The organism is Bacillus solitudinis (genome assembly GCF_002797395.1).
Taxonomy (GTDB): Bacteria; Bacillota; Bacilli; order Bacillales; family Bacillaceae_D; genus Halalkalibacter_A; species Halalkalibacter_A solitudinis.
In genome coordinates this window covers 412,310-433,393 of sequence record NZ_KZ454943.1, presented here as the reverse complement: position 1 = coordinate 433,393, position 21,084 = coordinate 412,310, and the positions used below count along the sequence as shown (strand labels likewise).

Annotated in this window: 20 protein-coding genes and 1 other annotated feature; all 20 genes read left to right on the top strand. The window is 38.8% G+C overall.

Features of this window, described 5'->3' with window-relative positions:
- The first annotated feature begins 236 nt into the window (after window positions 1-236).
- The 20 genes from spoIIGA to carB all read left to right on the top strand — a co-directional run bounded on the left by spoIIGA (window position 237) and on the right by carB (window position 21,082).
- Entirely contained in the window at window positions 237-1,160 is a 924-nt protein-coding gene (spoIIGA, locus tag CEF19_RS02155) for a sigma-E processing peptidase SpoIIGA (RefSeq protein ID WP_100404555.1), read from the top strand.
- A 22-nt stretch (window positions 1,161-1,182) separates the two neighbouring features.
- Window positions 1,183-1,896 (top strand): RNA polymerase sporulation sigma factor SigE, encoded by a 714-nt coding sequence (sigE, locus tag CEF19_RS02150; RefSeq protein WP_100404554.1) that lies wholly within the window; start codon window positions 1,183-1,185, stop codon window positions 1,894-1,896.
- Window positions 1,897-2,037: 141 nt separating this feature from the next.
- Window positions 2,038-2,823 (top strand): RNA polymerase sporulation sigma factor SigG, encoded by a 786-nt coding sequence (gene sigG / locus CEF19_RS02145; RefSeq protein WP_100404553.1) that lies wholly within the window; start codon window positions 2,038-2,040, stop codon window positions 2,821-2,823.
- Window positions 2,824-2,948: 125 nt separating this feature from the next.
- A complete protein-coding gene (locus tag CEF19_RS02140) occupies window positions 2,949-3,236 on the top strand; it encodes a YlmC/YmxH family sporulation protein (RefSeq protein ID WP_100408175.1) in 288 nt (95 codons plus the stop codon).
- Window positions 3,237-3,342: 106 nt separating this feature from the next.
- On the top strand, window positions 3,343-4,179 hold the full coding sequence (gene pgeF / locus CEF19_RS02135; RefSeq protein WP_227521895.1) for a peptidoglycan editing factor PgeF: 837 nt from the start codon (window positions 3,343-3,345) through the stop codon (window positions 4,177-4,179).
- 2 nt (window positions 4,180-4,181) lie between these two features.
- Window positions 4,182-4,856: a YggS family pyridoxal phosphate-dependent enzyme gene (locus CEF19_RS02130; RefSeq protein WP_100404551.1), complete on the top strand. Its 675-nt coding sequence runs from the start codon at window positions 4,182-4,184 to the stop codon at window positions 4,854-4,856.
- 26 nt (window positions 4,857-4,882) lie between these two features.
- Entirely contained in the window at window positions 4,883-5,314 is a 432-nt protein-coding gene (locus tag CEF19_RS02125) for a cell division protein SepF (RefSeq protein WP_100404550.1), read from the top strand.
- A 26-nt stretch (window positions 5,315-5,340) separates the two neighbouring features.
- Complete coding sequence (locus CEF19_RS02120) at window positions 5,341-5,598, top strand: YggT family protein (RefSeq protein ID WP_100404549.1); 258 nt, start codon at window positions 5,341-5,343, stop codon at window positions 5,596-5,598.
- Between the two features lie 21 nt (window positions 5,599-5,619).
- Window positions 5,620-6,396: a YlmH family RNA-binding protein gene (locus CEF19_RS02115; RefSeq protein WP_100404548.1), complete on the top strand. Its 777-nt coding sequence runs from the start codon at window positions 5,620-5,622 to the stop codon at window positions 6,394-6,396.
- A gap of 32 nt (window positions 6,397-6,428) precedes the next feature.
- The gene (locus CEF19_RS02110) at window positions 6,429-6,920 is read left to right on the top strand and encodes a DivIVA domain-containing protein (protein ID WP_100404547.1); all 492 of its coding nucleotides are present in this window, start codon (window positions 6,429-6,431) and stop codon (window positions 6,918-6,920) included.
- A gap of 56 nt (window positions 6,921-6,976) precedes the next feature.
- Window positions 6,977-7,205: a binding site (T-box leader), on the top strand.
- A 78-nt stretch (window positions 7,206-7,283) separates the two neighbouring features.
- Window positions 7,284-10,043 carry an isoleucine--tRNA ligase gene (gene ileS / locus CEF19_RS02105; protein WP_100404546.1) on the top strand — a complete coding sequence of 920 codons (2,760 nt, stop codon included), beginning with the start codon at window positions 7,284-7,286 and terminating at the stop codon, window positions 10,041-10,043.
- A gap of 157 nt (window positions 10,044-10,200) precedes the next feature.
- Window positions 10,201-10,857: a TraR/DksA C4-type zinc finger protein gene (locus tag CEF19_RS02100; protein WP_100404545.1), complete on the top strand. Its 657-nt coding sequence runs from the start codon at window positions 10,201-10,203 to the stop codon at window positions 10,855-10,857.
- A gap of 73 nt (window positions 10,858-10,930) precedes the next feature.
- Complete coding sequence (lspA, locus tag CEF19_RS02095) at window positions 10,931-11,401, top strand: signal peptidase II (RefSeq protein WP_100404544.1); 471 nt, start codon at window positions 10,931-10,933, stop codon at window positions 11,399-11,401.
- A complete protein-coding gene (locus CEF19_RS02090; RefSeq protein WP_100404543.1) occupies window positions 11,398-12,309 on the top strand; it encodes an RluA family pseudouridine synthase in 912 nt (303 codons plus the stop codon). The genes lspA and CEF19_RS02090 overlap by 4 nt, the downstream gene beginning before the upstream one ends.
- A 204-nt stretch (window positions 12,310-12,513) precedes the next feature.
- Entirely contained in the window at window positions 12,514-13,059 is a 546-nt protein-coding gene (pyrR, locus tag CEF19_RS02085; protein WP_100404542.1) for a bifunctional pyr operon transcriptional regulator/uracil phosphoribosyltransferase PyrR, read from the top strand.
- Window positions 13,060-13,116: 57 nt separating this feature from the next.
- On the top strand, window positions 13,117-14,415 hold the full coding sequence (locus CEF19_RS02080) for a solute carrier family 23 protein (RefSeq protein WP_100404541.1): 1,299 nt from the start codon (window positions 13,117-13,119) through the stop codon (window positions 14,413-14,415).
- Between the two features lie 157 nt (window positions 14,416-14,572).
- Complete coding sequence (locus tag CEF19_RS02075) at window positions 14,573-15,484, top strand: aspartate carbamoyltransferase catalytic subunit (RefSeq protein ID WP_406565332.1); 912 nt, start codon at window positions 14,573-14,575, stop codon at window positions 15,482-15,484.
- Between the two features lie 21 nt (window positions 15,485-15,505).
- Window positions 15,506-16,786 carry a dihydroorotase gene (locus CEF19_RS02070; RefSeq protein WP_100404540.1) on the top strand — a complete coding sequence of 427 codons (1,281 nt, stop codon included), beginning with the start codon at window positions 15,506-15,508 and terminating at the stop codon, window positions 16,784-16,786.
- Window positions 16,783-17,871 (top strand): carbamoyl phosphate synthase small subunit, encoded by a 1,089-nt coding sequence (locus CEF19_RS02065; protein WP_100408173.1) that lies wholly within the window; start codon window positions 16,783-16,785, stop codon window positions 17,869-17,871. Before CEF19_RS02070 ends, CEF19_RS02065 begins: the two co-directional genes overlap by 4 nt.
- Before the next feature lie 19 nt (window positions 17,872-17,890).
- The gene (carB, locus tag CEF19_RS02060; RefSeq protein ID WP_100404539.1) at window positions 17,891-21,082 is read left to right on the top strand and encodes a carbamoyl-phosphate synthase large subunit; all 3,192 of its coding nucleotides are present in this window, start codon (window positions 17,891-17,893) and stop codon (window positions 21,080-21,082) included.
- Window positions 21,083-21,084: the final 2 nt, after the last annotated feature.

Sequence of the window (21,084 nt, the reverse complement as noted above, 5' to 3'; positions counted from 1 at the left end):
TTATTACCATAGTAGGTAAAAAAAATTCTATTTTAACTAATATTTAATCTCGCAGGGTCTACCACTATAAATTAACTGTATTATCAATATATTCCCCATATTATTCCTGCAATTCAAACCCGACAGATTAAGTGAAAATCTTTCAAAATAACTGCCTTTAGCTCGTCATGAACTGACAGACTTCAAGCTATCATCTGTTATATACTTGTTTTAATTCAGTAGATGCGAGGTTAGGTATGACCTTATATTTGGATGTTATTTGGTTTTTAAATCTTTGTATTGACTACTTGCTTATTTCGCTTGCTGCTCTCGTTTTAAAACGACCTTTTCGACAAGTCCGCTTTATTATTGCGGCTCTCTTTGCTTCAATCGTTGTATTTTTAATGTTCACTTCATACGGGTATCTTTTTTATCAACCATGGATGAAAGCTTTGTATTCTGCAGTCATTGTTCTGATTGCCTTTGGCTATAAACGAATGACATTTTTCATTCAAGGGCTTCTCATGTTTTATTTTGTGACATTTATGACAGGAGGGGGACTGTTTGCTCTCCATTACTTTTGGCAAACAGATTTAGAAATTCTAACAGGATTAGTTACAACTAAATCTATGTATGGCAGTCAAATTAGTTGGGTGTTCGTAATAATTGGTTTTCCTCTCTTATGGTATTTTTCAAAACAAAGGTTGGAAACTATTGAAATCAAACAAATTCAATATGACCAATTAGTAACGATTGAAGTCATTATTAATCAACATCACTTCTCTACTCAAGGGCTAATTGACAGTGGAAATCAATTATATGACCCAATTACTAAAGTGCCTGTGATGATTATCGAGGCAAATCTATTATTTGAGGCATTCGGTGAAAATGTAGTTCTAGAATTACTTTCATTTAGCGAGAATGTATCAGAACCATCTGACCAAGCAAATGAACTAATGAATCGAATGAGGATTATCCCTTATCGTGTCATCGGTCAAACGACCCCGTTTTTACCAGCTATTAAGCCAGATAAAGTTATTATAAAAAGTGACCAGGATTCTATTGAAACCTCGAAAGTCTTAGTCGGCTTACAGGACCGAGAACTTTCTCCAGAGGGTGCCTATCGATGTATAGTTCATCCAAAACTTTTAATTGGTCAGTCACAACGAATCGCACAGTAAAGATTAATAGAGGAGGAGAAATATGTTAAAGCTAAAGGTTACATTATTTTGGTATAAAATGATGTATAAGCTAGGAATGAAAGCAGATGAGATTTATTATATTGGTGGAAGCGAAGCACTTCCTCCTCCGCTCAGTAAAGAGGAAGAGGCTGTCTTATTAGAAAAGCTTCCCTCAGGTGATAAGGCAGTACGTTCCATGTTAATCGAGAGAAATCTTAGACTAGTTGTATACATTGCTCGCAAATTTGAAAATACGGGAATTAATATTGAGGATTTAATTAGTATAGGAACAATTGGACTCATTAAAGCAGTGAATACCTTCAATCCTGAAAAGAAAATTAAATTGGCAACCTATGCTTCTCGTTGTATTGAAAATGAAATCTTAATGTACTTACGCCGTAATAACAAAACACGTTCAGAAGTGTCTTTCGATGAGCCTTTAAATATTGATTGGGACGGAAATGAGTTGCTTCTCTCAGATGTACTCGGTACGGAGGAGGATATTATTACAAAAGGTATGGAAGAAAAGGTTGATCGTAAATTACTAGTAAAAGCCTTACATACGTTAAATGCAAGAGAGAAGCAAATTATGGAATTGCGTTTTGGACTAGCAGGCGATGAAGAGAAAACGCAAAAAGATGTAGCTGATATGCTTGGCATCTCCCAGTCATATATTTCTCGTTTGGAAAAAAGAATTATCAAACGATTACAAAAGGAATTCAACAAAATGGTGTAAAAAAATATTTTTTGCAATATTTCGTTGTCATGACAAGCACGAGGCTTTCTACTGAATTGTAGTGGCAAAGACTCGTGCATATTTTTTCCTCTCACGGAGATACTTTACTTGACATCATCTCCCACTTTAGGAGGGAAAGAATTGACACGAAATAAAGTAGAAATCTGTGGTGTAGATACATCAAAGTTACCTGTTTTGAAAAACACAGAAATGCGAGAATTATTTCATGAATTGCAAAGTGGTGACATCAGTGCAAGAGAAAAACTTGTAAGTGGTAATTTACGACTTGTACTTAGTGTCATTCAACGTTTTAACAATCGAGGGGAATATGTCGATGATTTATTTCAAGTAGGATGTATTGGTTTGATGAAGTCAATTGATAATTTCGATTTAGGGCAGAATGTAAAATTCTCTACATATGCGGTGCCAATGATTATTGGAGAAATTAGACGTTATTTGCGTGATAATAATCCAATTCGAGTATCCCGCTCATTACGAGATATAGCCTACAAGGCATTACAAGTTCGTGACCAAATTATGTCTGAGAAAAAACGTGAAAAAGAGCCAACTGTACAAGAAATTGCAAAAGTTCTTGATGTTCCAAAGGAAGATGTTGTCTTTGCATTAGATGCTATCCAAGATCCAGTGTCACTATTTGAACCAATCTATAACGATGGTGGCGACCCGATTTTTGTGATGGACCAAATTAGTGACGAACGAAATAAAGATGTTAATTGGGTTGAAGAAATTGCATTAAAGGAAGCAATGATTCGTTTGAATGATAGGGAAAAAATGATTCTAAATATGCGGTTTTTTCAAGGGAAAACGCAAATGGAAGTCGCTGATGAAATCGGAATTTCACAAGCTCAAGTTTCTAGACTTGAAAAGGCCGCAATACAACAAATGAATAAACATGCGCAAATATAACATAAAAAAGGACTAGCCTAAACAAGAGGGCTAGTCCTTTTTTATGGATGAAATCAATTCCTGTTCATAAGTATGAGATGTTTACGCATATAGTAAAGAAAGGCTTAGAAGATGAGGTGAGAGTAATGATGAAAATATCTGATTTACAAGCTAAGGATATCGTTAATATGGAAAATGGAAAGCGACTTGGTCATATGAATGATTTAGATATAAACTTAGCATCAGGCCAAATTGAAGCGATGATTATTAGTGGTACGGGAAAAATGATGGGTTTTTTTGGAGAGAAGGAAGAAGTAGTCATTCCTTGGAAGAATATTGTTAAAATTGGGTCAGATGTCATTTTAGTTGAAGTTCCTGACACGTATCGTCCTCAGATAAAGGAGTTTGGACAGCAATCGACGAAAAGAAGATAGGGAAAGAAAGAAGAAAGTCGTTTCTTGAAAACGATAAAATATGGTAAACTATAATTAAAATTTAGTGGAACTTAAAAAATCAATGTTTGGAAAGGGAGAGTCTACTTTGTCTGGTTATGAACCTTTTACTCAACAGCATCAAGAATTTGTTTCAATTGCCGAGTGGGAAGGACTCTTTCCAAATATAATTGCAGGGTTCTCAACTAGAGATGGTGGATATAGTACAGCCCCATTTTCATCTTTGAATCTGGGCTTACACGTTAATGATGATCAGCCTACCGTCGTAGCTAATCGTCGGATTCTAGCTAAAAAATTAGATTTTCCAATTGAAAATTGGGTTGGATCAGAACAGGTTCATGAATCCATGGTCGTAAAGGTATCGGAAGAGGATAGGGGGCGAGGCGTTTTTGACTTAACTTCTGCAATTAAAAGAGCAGATGGTATCTATACTAATCGTCCCAATGTATTGCTAACAAGCTTATATGCTGATTGCGTGCCTCTGTATTTCTTTTCTCCTAGTCATTTCTATATTGGTTTAGCTCATGCAGGTTGGCGTGGTACTGTTGCTAATATTGGGGGGGAAATGATTCGTCTCTGGATTGAAAGAGAACAGATTTCATTAGATACAATTAAAGTTGCAATAGGACCATGTATTAGTAAAAAAGCATATGAGGTCGATGAAGGGGTTATTGCAGAAATTGATAGAATTTGGCCTTCTCGTTTAGGTTATGTTCCATATATTAAGCATAAAAATCAGAAATATCTGCTTGATTTAAGAACTGTCAATAAGCAGTTACTGCTAGAAGCTGGGGTTAAAGAAAAAAACATCATCGTTTCGTCTATCTGTACAGCTAATGACTCGAGGATGTTCTCACACCGGGCCGAATCTGGAAAAACTGGTAGAATGATGAGTTTTATTGGGCTACGTCATAAAGGAGGATAACTGTGTCAGTAATAGAGAAACTTGATCACTTGAATAAACATATTCAAGAAATTTGTTTACGTGTAAATCGCGACCCAAGTACCATTCAAATTATAGCTGTGACTAAGTATGTGGATGAAGAGGTCACAAAAGCAGTTTTGGATGCTGGAGTCATCCACATCGGTGAAAACCGACCAGAAAATGGTGTCCAAAAGTGGGAAGCTCTTCACGATAGAGGAGTCTGGCACTTTATAGGGTCGCTTCAATCAAGAAAGGTAAAAAAAATTATTGGCAAATTCGACTACATTCATTCACTAGACCGATTAACTCTTGCTGAAGAATTGGACAAGCGTCAGACAAAAAAAGATCCCATTAAATGCTTTGTTCAAGTCAATGTATCTGGGGAAGAAACGAAAGCAGGTTTAGAGCCAAATGAGGTTATCCCGTTTATTCGTCAATTAGAAAACTATCCTACAATTGAAGTAGTTGGATTAATGACAATGGCTCCATTTTTTGAAAACCCTGAAAGAACTAGACCTGTCTTTCAAGCGTTAAAGGTACTTCGTGATGAAGTGCATAGTTTACAATTGCCATTTGCCCCATGCACAGAATTGTCCATGGGAATGTCGAATGACTATGAGATTGCTATTGAAGAAGGAGCAACGTTTATTCGCATTGGTTCTGCAATTGTAGGTTAGGAAAAAGGTAGAGGAGGAGAAATTAGATGGGGATGAAATCAAAATTTAAACGTTTTTTTGATTTAGAAGATGAACTACAAGAAATGGACGAGTATGTGGAAGATAGTGCTGAGGGTGAAGAACCGACACGACGCTCTCGTTCCCAGCAACAATCTCCACAAAATGTTGTTAGCTTGCAAAGTATTCAAAAAGGGGCAAAGGTTATTTTACTTGAGCCTCGAACATATGATGAAGCACAAGAGATAGCCGACCATTTAAAAAATCGTAAGGCGGTCATTATTAACTTACAACGAATTTCTCATGACCAAGCTAAGCGAATAGTCGATTTTTTAAGTGGAACAGTGTATGCTATTGGAGGAGATATTCAAAAAGTAGGATCGAATATCTTTTTATGTACCCCTGATAATGTTGATGTAAGTGGTACAATTACTGAAATGCTACAAGAGCGGTACGAATAGCTTTAGACCAAAGGTGGTGAAACAACATGCAAACAATCGGATTACTTCTTTATAATGCACTATACATCTATTCATTTTTAATAATTGGTTACATATTACTTTCGTGGTTTCCAAATGCCCGAGAATCCTCTATAGGACAATTTTTAGGACGTATTGTTGAACCTTATTTAGAGCCCTTCCGTCGATTCATTCCGCCACTTGGGATGATTGATTTATCTCCAATTATAGCGATTATTGTCATTCGTCTTGCAAGTGGAGGAGTAAAGACAATTTTTGGGATTTAAGTAAGGAGAATGAATTTTACTATGAGCAGTATCTATCAACATTTCAGAGAAGAAGAACGACCATTTGTTGATCAAGTTCTTGAATGGAAGTATGACGTAGGAACATTACATCAAATGAAATTAACAGACTTTCTGGATCCTAGAGAACAGGATATTATTCATACTGTCATTGGTAACAATGACGATGTGAGTCTTTCTTATTTGGGGGGGGGGTTACATTCTGAACGAAAACGCGCTTTTTTATGTCCTCCGTATTACGAACCAACTGAACGAGATTATTGCTTAACGCTGTTTTCAATTGATTATCCTAGTAAATTTGTAATAATTGAACATCGTGATGTTCTAGGTTCCTTAATGAATATCGGTCTTAAAAGGGAGAAATTTGGTGATATTATTATCGACCAAGCAAATGCTCAACTAATCGTTGCTTCTGAGATTGCTGATTATGTGGAGTGGAATGTCAAACAAATTGGTCGAGCTAATGTGACGCTGAATCAAATTCCTTTTTCTGCACATATTAATCAAAAAGAAGAGTGGGAGGAACAAACGGCGACAGTATCATCATTACGATTAGATGTCGTTCTCTCAGAGGTGTACAAGCTATCACGTACCAAGGTCTCCCCATATATAGAAAAGGGTCTTGTCAAGGTTAACTGGAAACCTATTAACCAAACTTCATTTCAAGTAAATGAAGGTGACCATTTATCTGTCCGAGGCTATGGCCGAAGTAAGGTGATTGTAATTGAAGGAAAAACTAAAAAAGATAAGTTACGTATGCGTTTTGGTCGTATGCGTTAATAACTATACATAATTTGCCGGAGGTGGCCGAGTTGCCTTTAACCCCTTTAGATATTCATAACAAAGAATTTACACGTGGGTTTCGTGGATATGATGAAGATGAAGTAAATGAGTTTTTAGACCAGATCATTAAGGATTATGAAGCAATATTACGTGAGAAAAAAGAATTGTTTGAACGTGTCTCGTTACTTGATGAAAGACTTGAGCACTTTAATAATCTTGAAGGCACATTGAATAAGTCTATATTGATTGCACAGGAATCAGCAGAAGAGGTTCGTCGAAACGCTCAAAAGGAAGCACAGCTAATTGTGAAAGAAGCGGAGAAAAATGCGGATCGAATAATTAACGATTCATTGTCAAAATCACGAAAAATAATGATGGAAATGGAAGAACTTAAAAAGCAAGCATCTGTTTATAAAATGCGGTTTAAAATGTTGATTGAAGCACAGCTTGAGATGCTCCAAACAGATGATTGGGAAAAATTTACCGAAGAAGAGGAAAAATCAGTTTACGAAGAACGTTAGAATGACTTGCGTTTAAGTCAGTGCTATCATATAATAATTATCATTAATTCGATACGAAACAGACCATGAGAGGGACAGTATGATTATATGATTGTGAAAAGCGATTCAGGGTTTGGTGTGAGCCTGAACACAACGATAATCGGAATATCACCCTTTAGTTTTGCCCTGAACGAATTATTTTATTTAGTAGGCGGCAACGGTTCATTCGCGTTATGAATGCTAGAGTGGGTAGATGTAGTATCTATTCATTAGGGTGGTACCACGGGTAGTCTTCTCGTCCCTATTTGGGATGAGAAGGCTTTTTTTTTATGTATAAGTGACTGTTCAACTTGAACATGTCTATAATTTAGGAGGAGTTAAAACATGGAGTATAAAGAAACATTATTAATGCCTAAGACGGAATTCCCAATGCGAGGAAATCTTCCAAATCGTGAGCCAGAGCGACAACAGCAATGGAAAGACGTTAATATCTATGAAAAAGTTCAAAAGAGAACAGAGGGACGACCATTATTCGTCTTGCATGATGGACCTCCATATGCCAATGGAGACATTCATATGGGTCATGCGTTAAATAAAGTATTGAAAGACTTTATCGTTCGATATAAATCAATGTCAGGTTTTCATGCTCCTTATGTTCCTGGGTGGGATACGCATGGTTTACCAATTGAAACAGCGTTAACAAAAAATGGTAAGGTAAATCGTAAAGCAATGGCTGTTGCTGAGTTTCGTAAGCTTTGTGAGAAGTATGCTCTTGAACAAGTGGAACGTCAACGTGAGCAGTTTTTACGCTTAGGTGTGCGAGGCGACTGGTGGAACCCTTATATTACTCTTGATAAACAGTATGAAGCACAACAAATCAAAGTATTTGGTGACATGGCAAAAAAGGGTTATATCTATAAAGGGAAGAAGCCTGTCTATTGGTCTCCATCCTCTGAATCAGCTTTGGCAGAAGCTGAAATTGAGTATCATGATAAACGTTCTCCCTCTATTTATGTAGCATTTGATGTCAAGGATGGTAAAGGGATTCTTGAAGGGGATGAAAAGATTATCATCTGGACGACAACTCCTTGGACAATTCCAGCAAACCTGGGCATCTCTGTACATCCTGACCTCGAATACAGTGTTGTCTCTGTTCAAGAAAAGAAATATATTGTGGCTTCAGGACTTTTAGAATCACTTGTAACCGAATTTGAATGGGCAAACTATGAAGTAGTTAAGACTGTGAAAGGTGCAGAACTTGAATACGTTGTGGCCAAACATCCATTTTATGAAAGAGATTCACTTGTCATTTGTGGCGATCACGTAACACTTGATGCTGGAACTGGTTGTGTGCATACATCACCTGGTCATGGTGAAGAGGATTACATTGTCGGACAAAAATATGGACTTGATGTTTTATGTCCCGTTGATGATAGAGGGAATATGACGGAGGAAGCTCCTGGCTTTGAAGGATTGTTCTATGATAAGGCTAATAAACCGATAACAGAGAAACTTGATGAATTAGGTGCTTTATTAAAATTAACCTTTATCACACACTCCTATGCCCATGACTGGAGAACGAAAAAGCCTGTTATCTACCGTGCTACGGCCCAATGGTTTGCTTCAATTGAAAATTTCCGAACGGAATTATTAAAAGCAATTCAAGAAGTTGAATGGGTTCCGACATGGGGTGAAACCAGACTGTTTAACATGGTTCGTGATCGTGGAGACTGGTGTATTTCTAGACAGCGCGCATGGGGAGTTCCGATTCCTGTTTTCTACGGTGAGAACGGCGAACCAATTATTACGGATGAAACCATTGATCATGTATCATCACTATTTCGAGAGCATGGATCAAATATTTGGTTTGAGTGGGATACAGTTAAACTACTACCAGAAGGCTTCACCTCAAAGCATAGCCCAAATGGAAGCTTTACACGAGAAATGGATATTATGGATGTATGGTTCGACTCAGGATCTTCGCATCAAGCGGTCCTTGAAGAGCGTGATGACTTACAACGTCCAGCAGATTTATACTTAGAAGGTTCTGATCAATACCGAGGGTGGTTTAATTCATCTTTATCGACGAGTGTAGCTGTTACAGGAAAAGCGCCGTATAAAGGTGTCTTAAGTCATGGTTTTGTACTTGATGGTGAAGGACGTAAAATGAGTAAATCACTTGGTAATACGGTTATTCCAAACGATGTAATGAAGCAGCTAGGCGCAGACATTCTAAGACTCTGGGTTGCTTCTGTTGATTATCAAGCGGATGTTCGGGTATCAGATAAAATCTTAAAGCAAGTGTCTGAATCTTATCGAAAAATCCGGAATTCATTCCGATTCCTTCTTGGTAATTTGCATGACTTTAATCCAAGCCAGGACCGTGTAGAGGCAAGCGAGCTAAAAGGGGTAGATTTATTTATTCTCGTTAAGCTTCATGAGGTCATTGAAAAAGTAAAAACAGCTTATGAGCATTATCAATTTTCAACCGTGTATAATACGATTCATAACTTCTTTACAATTGAATTAAGCTCATTCTATATGGATTTAGCGAAGGATACATTATATATTGAGCATGAAAATCACTTAGCGAGAAGAGCCATTCAAACGGTTATGTATGAAGTATTAGTGGCGATGACGAAGCTTGTCTCACCAATTCTTTCTCATACTGCCGATGAAGTATGGGAGCATATTCCTGGTGAGAAAGAAGAGAACGTTCAGTTAACTGATATGCCAGAAGTCGAGTCGTTCGGTGATGTTGAGGAACTTAAGGCAACATGGAATCAATTTATGTCCATTCGTGATGATGTTCTAAAATCACTCGAGCAAGCACGTAACGAGAAAGTTATCGGTAAATCATTAACTGCTTCTATCACATTATATGCAAACGGAGAAATTCGAGATTTATTACAACGTGTGGAACAATTGGAAAAGTTATTTATTGTTTCCCATGTACAGCTTGCTGGAGATATTAGTGAAGCTCCTGAACAGGCCGTAACTTTTGAAAATCTTGCCATTGTCGTTCAAAAAGCAGAAGGGCAAACATGTGAACGTTGTTGGATTGTTTCACCAACTGTTGGTCAGAATGAAGAACACAAAGGTCTTTGTTTATCATGTGCTGAAACAGTTAAAACATATTATTAATTTCATGGAACATCACTGCCCTTGTGGCGGTGATGTTTTTTTGTTGGAAAGTTGACTGACAAATGTTGTGCAGTCTAGTGTTGTTTTAATCGGTAAAGATATAACTAAGCAACAACATCACTAACTTCATGACGTTGTTGTAAGGGGGAGAAAATAAATGGAACAGTATCTGAAGATGAAGGAAGAACTATTAGCGAGAAAAAAAGCTCTTGACACTTTTAATTTATCGGAGTTTGGTGAAGAAAAAGAACTAGCAAGAAGTGCGTCGGATTCAACAGGAGAGCTCTCGCAATATGATAATCATCCTGCGGACACGGCTACAGAGTTTTTTGAACGCGGGAAAGATATTGCAATTAATGAGCATTTAAGAAATGAGTACCATGATATTGAACACGCTTTGGAGAAAATGGCTAATGGAACATACGGAATTTGTGAAGTGACGGGTGAAAAAATTCCGTATCAGAGATTAGAAGCGTATCCTACAGCTCGAACTCTTATTCAGCAAAACAGTCAGGAGATATCTGAACACCGTCCAATTGAGGAGGATGTGTTAGATGGGTTTCGTAAATTCAACTTTGATGGAGATGATACTGAAACAGAGTTTGATGCTGAGGACGCCTATCAATCAGTAGCAGAATTTAATGAACTTCCAATGGTGTTTGAGGATTCTTCTTTAGATGAAAATGGTGAGTTAATTGGCTATGTGGAGGAGATTGAAGGCTTTTTATCAACAGGGATTGAAGGATTTACAGGAGCAGAAGATGTTGCGTTTCAACGAAATGTTCACTATGACCAATACTTGAACGGAAAGTAGGGGGGACATCCCCCTCTTTTTGTGCTACAATGCAAAATGTATGGAATTATGTGGACAGAGCGGAGGAAAGGCATTGTTATACTATCTCATTGCACTCTTAGTCATTATTTTTGATCAGATTACAAAATGGATGGTTGTTCAATCAATGGAGTTAGGGGAACGTATAACCATTATTGAGAATGTGTTGTATTTTACTTCTCACCGTAATACAGGTGCAGCTTTTGGAATATTAGAAGGACAAATGTGGTTCTTTTATATTGTTACAACTGTTGTGATAATCGGTATTATTTATTACATACAGAAGGAAGCTAATAAAAGTCGTTGGTTTGGCATTTCATTAGGCTTACTGCTTGGGGGAGCGATTGGTAATTTTATTGATCGTCTGTTTAGAGGAGAAGTCGTTGATTTTATTGACACATATATTTTCGGTTATGACTTTGCAATTTTTAATGTAGCAGATGCATCTCTTTGCATCGGAGTAGGTCTACTATTTTTGAAAATGATTAGAGATGAATTAAAAGCAAAAAAGGAGAGCAAGGCATGACATCATATGAATGGACTGTGAACTCTGAGCAAAAACAAGAACGTCTAGATAAATTTTTGACTCAGTTAGAAGAAGACTGGTCTCGAACGCAAGTACAAATTTGGATTAAGGAAGGTCATGTGCTTGTTAACGATAAACAGCCAAAAAGTAATTATAAGGTTGAAGAGGGCGATATCGTTATTTTAAATATTCCAGAACCTGAAACATTAGAGGTTGAACCTGAGAATATTCCGCTCGACATCGTCTATGAAGATGAAGATGTAATCGTTGTAAATAAACCAAGAGGGATGGTCGTTCATCCTGCCCCAGGTCATTACTCAGGAACACTTGTTAATGCATTAATGTATCATTGCAAAGACTTATCTGGGATTAACGGTATCATTCGTCCGGGGATTGTCCACCGGATTGATATGGATACGTCGGGTCTTTTAATGGTTGCTAAAAATGATAAAGCACATGAATCATTAGTCAACCAGTTAAAAGCAAAAACTACGAAACGATTGTATAAAGCAATTGTTCATGGTGTTATTCCACACCAACATGGCACGGTTGACGCTCCGATTGGTAGAGATAAGAAAGATCGTCAAAGCATGACGGTGACTGATGGGAATAGTCGAGATGCAGTGACTCATTTTACAGTGATTGAATGCTTTGAAAAATACACGTATGTACAGTGTGAACTTGAAACGGGAAGAACGCATCAAATTCGCGTTCATATGAAATATATTGGCTATCCTTTAGCGGGAGATCCGAAATACGGGCCAAAGAAAAAAACTTTGGATATAAATGGTCAAGCTCTTCATGCCTCTGTTTTAGGATTTAAACACCCACGTACGGATAAGTTTCTAGAATTTGAAGCACCTTTGCCTGAGGATATGAAGATTTTATTGGATCACCTTAGAAAATAATATTGACAGTGTTATCGAATTTTGTCATAATGTTAAAGAATATAACAGTCCTTTAAAGACAGTCCCGAGAGGCTGAGAAGGAAAGCGATCCAATGTTGATTAGCAACATTGTAATTATGGACACGCCACCCTTCTGCCCTTTTGGTAGAAGGGTTTTTTTTATCAATATACTATTTTTAAATTTGGATGTGGAAGGTGGAGCAAATGTCGAGAGTAATTCTAGATGAACAAGCAATTAGAAGAGCAACCACCCGCATTGCACATGAAATTATCGAGCGTAATAAAGGTGTGGATAATTGTATTCTTGTTGGAATTAAGACAAGAGGCATTTATTTGGCGAAACGCTTGGCTGAACGGATTGATCAGATTGAAGGAGTTTCGATTTCAGTTGGTGAAGTTGATATTACGCTATATCGGGATGACTTAACTGAGAAGTCAAAAACAAGAGGTCCTATTATTCAAGGTACTGACATTCCTGTGGATATAAGTAATCGCAAGGTTATCCTTGTAGATGATGTCCTATTTACTGGTAGAACCGTACGTGCTGCTCTTGATGCTTTGATTGACTTAGGTCGGCCTGAACAAATTCAACTTGCTGTGCTCATCGATAGAGGACATCGAGAATTACCGATTCGCCCAGATTATGTTGGGAAAAACGTCCCGACGTCAAAGAGTGAAAAGATTGTTGCGAAATTAATAGAGGCTGATCTTGAGGACGAAGTAATCATTGAACATATTCATAAGAATTGAGGAAAAACTAAGATAAATATTATCACTACGTGAAATTCATCAGAGAGAGGTTTAAATATGGCAAAACAATCGAAAGACATTGGAATTAAAGAAGTTCCACGAATAGATAAATGGCTCCTCCTTAGTATACAGCATTTATTTGCAATGTTCGGGGCAACGATATTAGTTCCTTATCTTGTTGACTTAAGCCCAGCTGTGGCACTCCTTTCAAGTGGCTTAGGAACCCTAGCGTATCTACTTGTAACACGTGGACAAATTCCAGCATATTTAGGCTCATCTTTCGCATTTATTGCTCCGATTATAGCAGCAACTTCTGTAGGAGGACCAGAAGGCGCAATGTTAGGAAGCTTTTTAGCAGGGTTAGTATATGGGATAGTCGCCCTGTTAATAAAGCTAGTAGGCGTGAACTGGATTATGTACGTGCTTCCACCCATTGTTGTCGGGCCGGTAATTATGGTTATCGGACTCGGGCTTGCGAGTGTAGCGATTAATATGGCGATGTATATACCTGGTACAGACCAATACAGTACGACACACTTTATTGTCGCATTAGTTACACTTGCTATTACTGTTTTAGTGTCGATGTTTGCGAAAGGTTTCTTTAGCCTCGTACCAATTATGTTCGGGATTATCGGTGGCTATGTCTTTGCTTTAACTCAAGGATTGATTGACTTTCAACCGGTAAGAGAAGCCAAATGGTTTGTCGCACCAGATGTACTCGTTCCATTTGTGACCTACACTCCTCAATTTTCTCTGGCGATTGCGGTTATTATGGTGCCAGTTGCAGTTGTGACAATTGCGGAGCATATTGGTGACCAAATGGTTTTAAGTAAAATTGTTGGAAAGAACTTTATTCAAAAACCTGGTTTGCATCGGTCAATACTAGGTGATGGAGTTGCAACCATTATTGCCTCTTTCATCGGTGGACCTCCGAATACCACTTATGGTGAAAACATTGGTGTTTTAGCGATTACGCGCGTGTTCAGTGTATTTGTAATCGGGGGCGCAGCTGTACTTGCCATTGTGTTCGCCTTTATTGGTAAAGTTTCTGCATTGATTTCTACGATTCCTGCAGCAGTTATGGGTGGTGTCTCAATTTTGCTATTCGGTATAATTGCTTCTTCCGGTTTGCGGATGCTGATTGATAATGAAATTAAGTTGGGTGTGAAACGAAACTTGATTATTTCATCTGTTATCCTTGTGATTGGTATTGGCGGAGCATTTATTCAACTGACACCTGATGTTCAAATGGCGGGAATGGCTCTTGCTACAATCATCGGTATTATTCTCCATCTTCTTCTTCCTGAAAAAGAAGAAAGCTATGGGAAAAAACAATTATTTGAAGAGCAAAGTTAATCCTTTAAGGAAGTACAGAGAGACTTCGAAGGGAATGTACTAAGAAGAGAAAGGATTATTCCTTGCTTCTTGCATGCCCTGAGAGTCACTCTCAGGGCTTTTATATAGCTGAAAAAGGTTGGCGCATTTTATCGGGATAAAATGAGGGGGAAGCAAAATGATGGATATCACGTTACCGAAAAATTTTACAAAAGGGTTACACACTGTAACCGAGCTATCTAATCATGAAGTAGAAGAGTTGCTTCTAGAAGCTGCAACATTTGCAAATGGCCGAAAATGGCGCATGAATGAGGAATTGTTTGTGGCAAATTTATTTTTTGAGCCAAGCACAAGAACACGTTTTAGTTTTGAAGTAGCCGAAAAAAAACTTGGTCTACATGTGTTAAACTTTGATGGGAGTACATCAAGTGTCCAAAAAGGTGAAACCCTCTATGACACCGTGAAAACATTAGAGGCTATTGGAGCTAACGCGTTAGTCATTCGCCACCCTGAGGACCAATTTTATGAACAAATTGCTAATAACCTTAAAATTCCGATTATTAATGCAGGGGACGGATGTGGTCAACATCCAACTCAGTCTTTACTCGACTTACTAACTATTAAACAGGACTTCTCTTCCTTTCAAGGTTTGAAGATTGTCATTGCAGGTGATTTACATCATAGTCGGGTCGCTCGCTCAAGTGCTGAGGTTCTTACAAGACTTGGTGCGAATGTGATGATAACAGGACCGAGAGTATGGATGCATGGTTATGAGAAGCAATACACTTATGTGACGATGGATGAAGCAATTGAGCAAGCTGATGTACTGATGCTGCTCCGCATTCAGCATGAACGTCACGACGGGGCAATGAACTTGACAAAGGAAGCGTATCACGGAGAATACGGGTTAACGGTTGAACGAGAAAAACGAATGAAACCTCAAGCAATTATTTTGCATCCAGCTCCGGTAAATCGAGATGTTGAAATTGCGAGTGTGCTTGTTGAATGTGAACGTTCGAGAATTTTTAAACAAATGGCAAATGGTGTTTCGATTCGTATGGCAGTTTTAAAACGAGCACTTGGAGTCTAATAAAATGTGGGGGGAATAAATATGGTGACAAAACTTCAAGGTGGATTTGTAGTCGGCGATAGTGGAGAGCTAGAGCAGAAAGATATTTTCATGAGAGAGGGGCGTATCTCTTATGAAGTAACATCAGAGGATGAAATCGAAGTTATTGATGTAACGGGTAAACTCGTTTCAGCGGGGTTTGTTGATGTTCATGTACATTTACGTGAGCCTGGTGGTGAAAAGAAGGAAACCATTGAAACAGGTTCGCTTGCAGCAGCAAGAGGTGGGTATACGACAATCTGCCCAATGCCGAATACAAGACCAGTGCCTGACACGGTGGAACAAATGGAATGGTTACAAAAACGGATTAAAGACACAGCCCATGTTCGTGTTTTACCGTATGCGTCAATTACGACAAGGCAACTAGGAAAAGAACTAACTGATTTTGAAGCGATAAAAGCGGCGGGAGCCTTTGCTTTTACTGACGATGGTGTTGGTGTTCAGTCGGCTGGTATGATGCTTGAAGCAATGAAACAAGCAGCTAAAGTAGATGTGGCCATCGTCGCGCATTGTGAGGAGAATACGCTGATTCAAGGAGGGGCAGTTCACGAGGGAACTTTCTCAGCAAAACATGACTTACCGGGAATACCTTCCGTATGTGAATCGGTCCATATTGCAAGGGATGTGCTGTTAGCTGAGGCGGCTGGGGCTCATTATCATGTGTGCCATGTAAGCACGAAAGAATCAGTTAGAGTAATTCGTGATGCTAAGCGTGCTGGCATTCGTGTAACAGCTGAAGTATCTCCGCATCATTTGTTACTTTGTGATGAAGATATCCCTGGTCTTGATACCAATTTTAAAATGAATCCGCCTCTTCGTGGAAAAGAAGACCGAGAGGCGTTATTTGAAGGATTACTTGATGGAACAATTGATTTTATTGCTACAGACCATGCGCCTCATACTGAAGAGGAAAAAGCACAGGCTATGGAACTCGCTCCTCTGGGGATTGTTGGATTAGAAACTGCCTTTCCTTTACTATATACAAACTTCGTAAAAACGAATAAAGTAACGTTGAAGCAATTAATTGATTGGATGACTGTGATTCCTGCTAAGCGTTTTGGCCTTGAGTTTGGGACGTTACAAGAAGGGGCATATGCAGATATTACGGTTGTTGATTTAGAGCTTGAAGAATCAATAGATAATGAAAACTTTTTATCTAAAGGAAAAAACACACCATTTAATGGCTGGACTTGCCAAGGATGGCCACTTTATACATTCGTAAATGGAGAAAAAGCTTGGGAGAAGGGAAGGGTAACACAATGAAACGACAATTAATCTTAGAAGATGGACAAGTATATGTAGGTGAAGGATTTGGCGCTGATATCGTTATGAGCGGGGAAGTTGTATTTAATACAGGAATGACTGGTTATCAAGAAATTTTATCGGATCCTTCTTATTGCGGTCAGATTGTCATGTTGACGTATCCACTTATTGGAAACTACGGAATTAACCGCGATGATTTTGAGTCTATTAGCCCGGCAATCCACGGTTTAATTGTTAAAGAAGTTGAGCTAGAGCCAAGCCATTGGCGTAGTGAAGAGTCACTTCACAGTCTTTTAGAAGCGAAAGGAATTCCAGGTCTTGCAGGAATTGATACCCGTAAATTAACAAGATCCATTCGTGAACAGGGAACACTGAGAGGACGGATTTGCTCATTAGATGTGAACGTCGATGAGGTTATTGCTGAGCTAAAGGCTTCAACTTGGATGGTTGACCAAGTGGCAAAAGTGTCAACAAAGGACCCGTATCATGCACCTGGAAAAGGACATCGTGTCGTACTTGTGGATTTTGGAATGAAGCACGGTATTTTACAAGAATTGATTGAACGTCATTGTGATGTCGTTGTGGTGCCGTATAATACCCCTGCGGAAGAAGTTATCCGTTTAGGGGCAGATGGGGTAATGTTAAGCAACGGCCCTGGGAACCCAGTCGATGTACCAGAAGCGATTCAAATGATTCAGGATTTACTTGGGAAGGTTCCGGTTTTTGGAATTTGTTTAGGTCATCAACTGCTTGCTTTAGCTTGTGGTGCGAAAACTGACCGTCTTCGTTTTGGTCATCGGGGTTCCAATCATCCTGTCCGTGAGTTAGCTACTGGAAAAATCGATATAACAGCGCAAAACCATGGTTATACAGTTGTGACAGAATCTTTAGAGAATACTCGTTTGGAAGCAACTCATGTAGCCGTTAACGATAGTACGGTTGAAGGGATTAAACATTTGGATTATCCTGCGTTTAGTGTTCAATATCATCCTGAAGCATCACCAGGACCACATGATGCGAACCATTTATTTGATGAATTTATTGAAATGATGGAGATTAAAATAAAGTCTAAAGTACAGGTTTAAAACGATAGGAGAGAGAATGATGGGAAAACGTACAGATATAAACAAAATATTAGTTATTGGGTCTGGACCAATTGTTATCGGACAAGCAGCAGAGTTTGATTATGCGGGTACTCAAGCATGTCAAGCGTTAAAAGAAGAAGGCTATGAAGTCATCCTTATCAACTCAAATCCAGCGACGATTATGACCGATACGACAATGGCCGATCGTGTTTACATTGAGCCAATCACTCTTGAGTTTGTAAGTCGGATTATTCGTCAAGAACGTCCCGATGGAATTCTAGCTACTTTAGGTGGTCAAACAGGCTTAAATATGGCTATGGAATTAGAGGAGTCCGGAATTCTTGATTTATATGAAATTGAACTATTAGGAACAAAATTAGATGCAATTAAACAAGCAGAGGATCGTGAACAATTCCGTTCACTGATGAATGAACTAAATGAGCCTGTCCCCGAAAGTGAAATCGTGCATACCGTAGCAGAAGCTGAAGCGTTTGTAAAAGAGATAGGCTTTCCGGTTATCATTCGTCCTGCCTACACGTTAGGTGGTACGGGTGGTGGAATTGTCCATAACCATGAAGACCTCGTTGAAATCGTCTCAAGCGGTTTGAAATACAGCCCTGTAACTCAATGTCTGGTCGAAAAAAGTATTGCTGGTTTTAAAGAAGTTGAGTACGAGGTTATGCGTGATGGGAAAGACCAAGCGATCGTTGTTTGTAATATGGAAAACTTTGACCCTGTAGGTGTTCATACTGGTGACTCGATTGTGTTTGCTCCGAGTCAAACATTAACAGACCGTGATTATCAAATGCTTCGAAATTCATCACTGAAAATTATTCGGGCACTAGGAATCGAAGGGGGCTGTAACGTACAGTTTGCTCTTGATGCCGATAGCAATGATTACTATATTATAGAGGTGAACCCTCGCGTAAGTCGTTCATCAGCGCTTGCTTCAAAAGCAACAGGCTACCCTATTGCAAAGATTGCTGCGAAAATTGCTGTTGGATATAGTCTAGATGAGTTAAAAAATCCAGTAACCGAAACAACTTATGCAAGTTTTGAACCAGCACTTGATTATGTTGTTTCAAAAATTCCTCGTTGGCCATTTGATAAATTTGAGGCTGCAAATCGCTCATTAGGTACACAAATGAAAGCGACAGGGGAAGTTATGGCGATTGGTCGTAATGCTGAAGAGTCCCTTTTAAAAGCGGTTCGTTCACTTGAGGCAGGATACGATCATGTGTATGATGCAGACGTTTCACTTTTATCAACCGAAGAACTTCATGCAAAAGTTGTGAAGCCAGATGATCAGCGCCTATTTGCGGTCACTGAATTGATTCGTCGAGGTGTAACACCAAAAGAAATTAATGAAACTACAAAGATTGATCGGTTTTTCCTACAAAAGATTGAGCGCATTGTTGCAATCGAAAATGAATTACGCGATGCTCCTAATAATCTTGAAGTCTTAAAAAAGGCGAAGGAACGCGGCTTTTCAGATATTGCAATTGCAGGGTTCTGGAATACAGAGGAATTTAACGTATATGAGCTTCGAATGAATAACGGCATGAGTCCAGTTTACAAAATGGTTGATACTTGTGCAGCTGAATTTGAGTCTGCAACACCATACTTTTATGGCACGTACGAAGATGAAACAGAATCAATTGTCACAGATAAAAAGAGTATTCTCGTACTTGGCTCAGGACCAATTCGAATTGGTCAAGGAATTGAGTTTGACTATGCGACTGTTCATACGGTTTGGGCTATTAAAGAGGCAGGCTATGAAGCAATTATTATGAACAATAACCCTGAAACAGTTTCAACAGATTTCAGCACGTCAGATAAGCTTTATTTTGAACCACTAACGATTGAAGACGTAATGCATGTAGTAAATCATGAACAGCCGGAAGGTGTTATTGTTCAGTTCGGTGGCCAAACAGCGATAAACTTAGCTGCGGATTTAGAGTCACGTGGTGTGAAAATCATCGGTACATCACTTGAAGATATGGATCGTGCCGAAAACCGTGATAAATTTGAGCAAACGTTAATGTCATTAGATATCCCACAACCACTTGGTAAAACGGCCACATCGGTTGAAGAAGCGGTTGTTATCGCGACAAATATTGGTTATCCAGTCCTTGTACGTCCTTCATATGTTTTAGGTGGACGTGCAATGGAAATTGTTTATAAAGAAGAAGAATTGCTAAACTATATGGCAAATGCCGTAAAAGTAAATCCAAAGCATCCGGTTTTAATTGACCGTTATTTGATTGGGAAAGAGCTTGAGGTTGACGCGATTTCTGATGGAGAAAATGTGTACATTCCTGGGATGATGGAACATATCGAGCGGGCAGGTGTTCACTCCGGTGATTCAATCGCGGTCTATCCACCACAAACTGTTCCTGAGCACTTAAAGCAAAAGCTTGTTGAACGGACGATTGCCATCGCAAGAGGATTGAATATTGTCGGCTTACTAAACATCCAATTTGTTTGGCACAAAGAGGAAGTATATGTACTAGAAGTGAATCCACGTTCAAGTCGTACAGTTCCATTTCTAAGCAAAATTACCGGTGTACCGATGGCAAACCTTGCAACAAAAGTTATGCTAGGTAAAACCTTACCGGAGCTTGGCTACGAGACAGGCTATCACCCTGAAGGGAAAGAAGTTTCTGTCAAGGTTCCAGTATTCTCATTTGCAAAATTACGTCGTGTCGACATTACGCTTGGCCCTGAAATGAAATCAACAGGTGAGGTTATGGGACGCGATCGTACACTTGAAAAAGCTCTTTATAAAGGATTAATTGGGGCAGGTATGAACATTCCGAAGCACGGAGCTGTTTTATTTACGATTGCAAATAAAGATAAAGAAGAGGCGATGAGCTTAGTTGAACGGTTCCACCGTATTGGCTATGATATTTTAGCGACATCGGGAACAGCAAGTATTATTAAGGAAGCTAATATTCCTGTTACAGTTGTGAATAAAATTGGTGAAGAGAGTCCTCATCTATTAGATGTTATTCGACAAGGGAAGGCTCAATTTGTAATAAATACACTTACGAGAGGAAAGCAACCCGCTCGTGATGGATTCCGAATTCGAAGAGAATCTGTAGAAAATGGCGTTGTTTGTTTAACGTCAATTGATACTGCAGCTGCTTTGCTTTCAGTGCTAGAGCTGATTACATTTTCATCTGAAAGCATGCCAGCAATGCAATCCTAAGA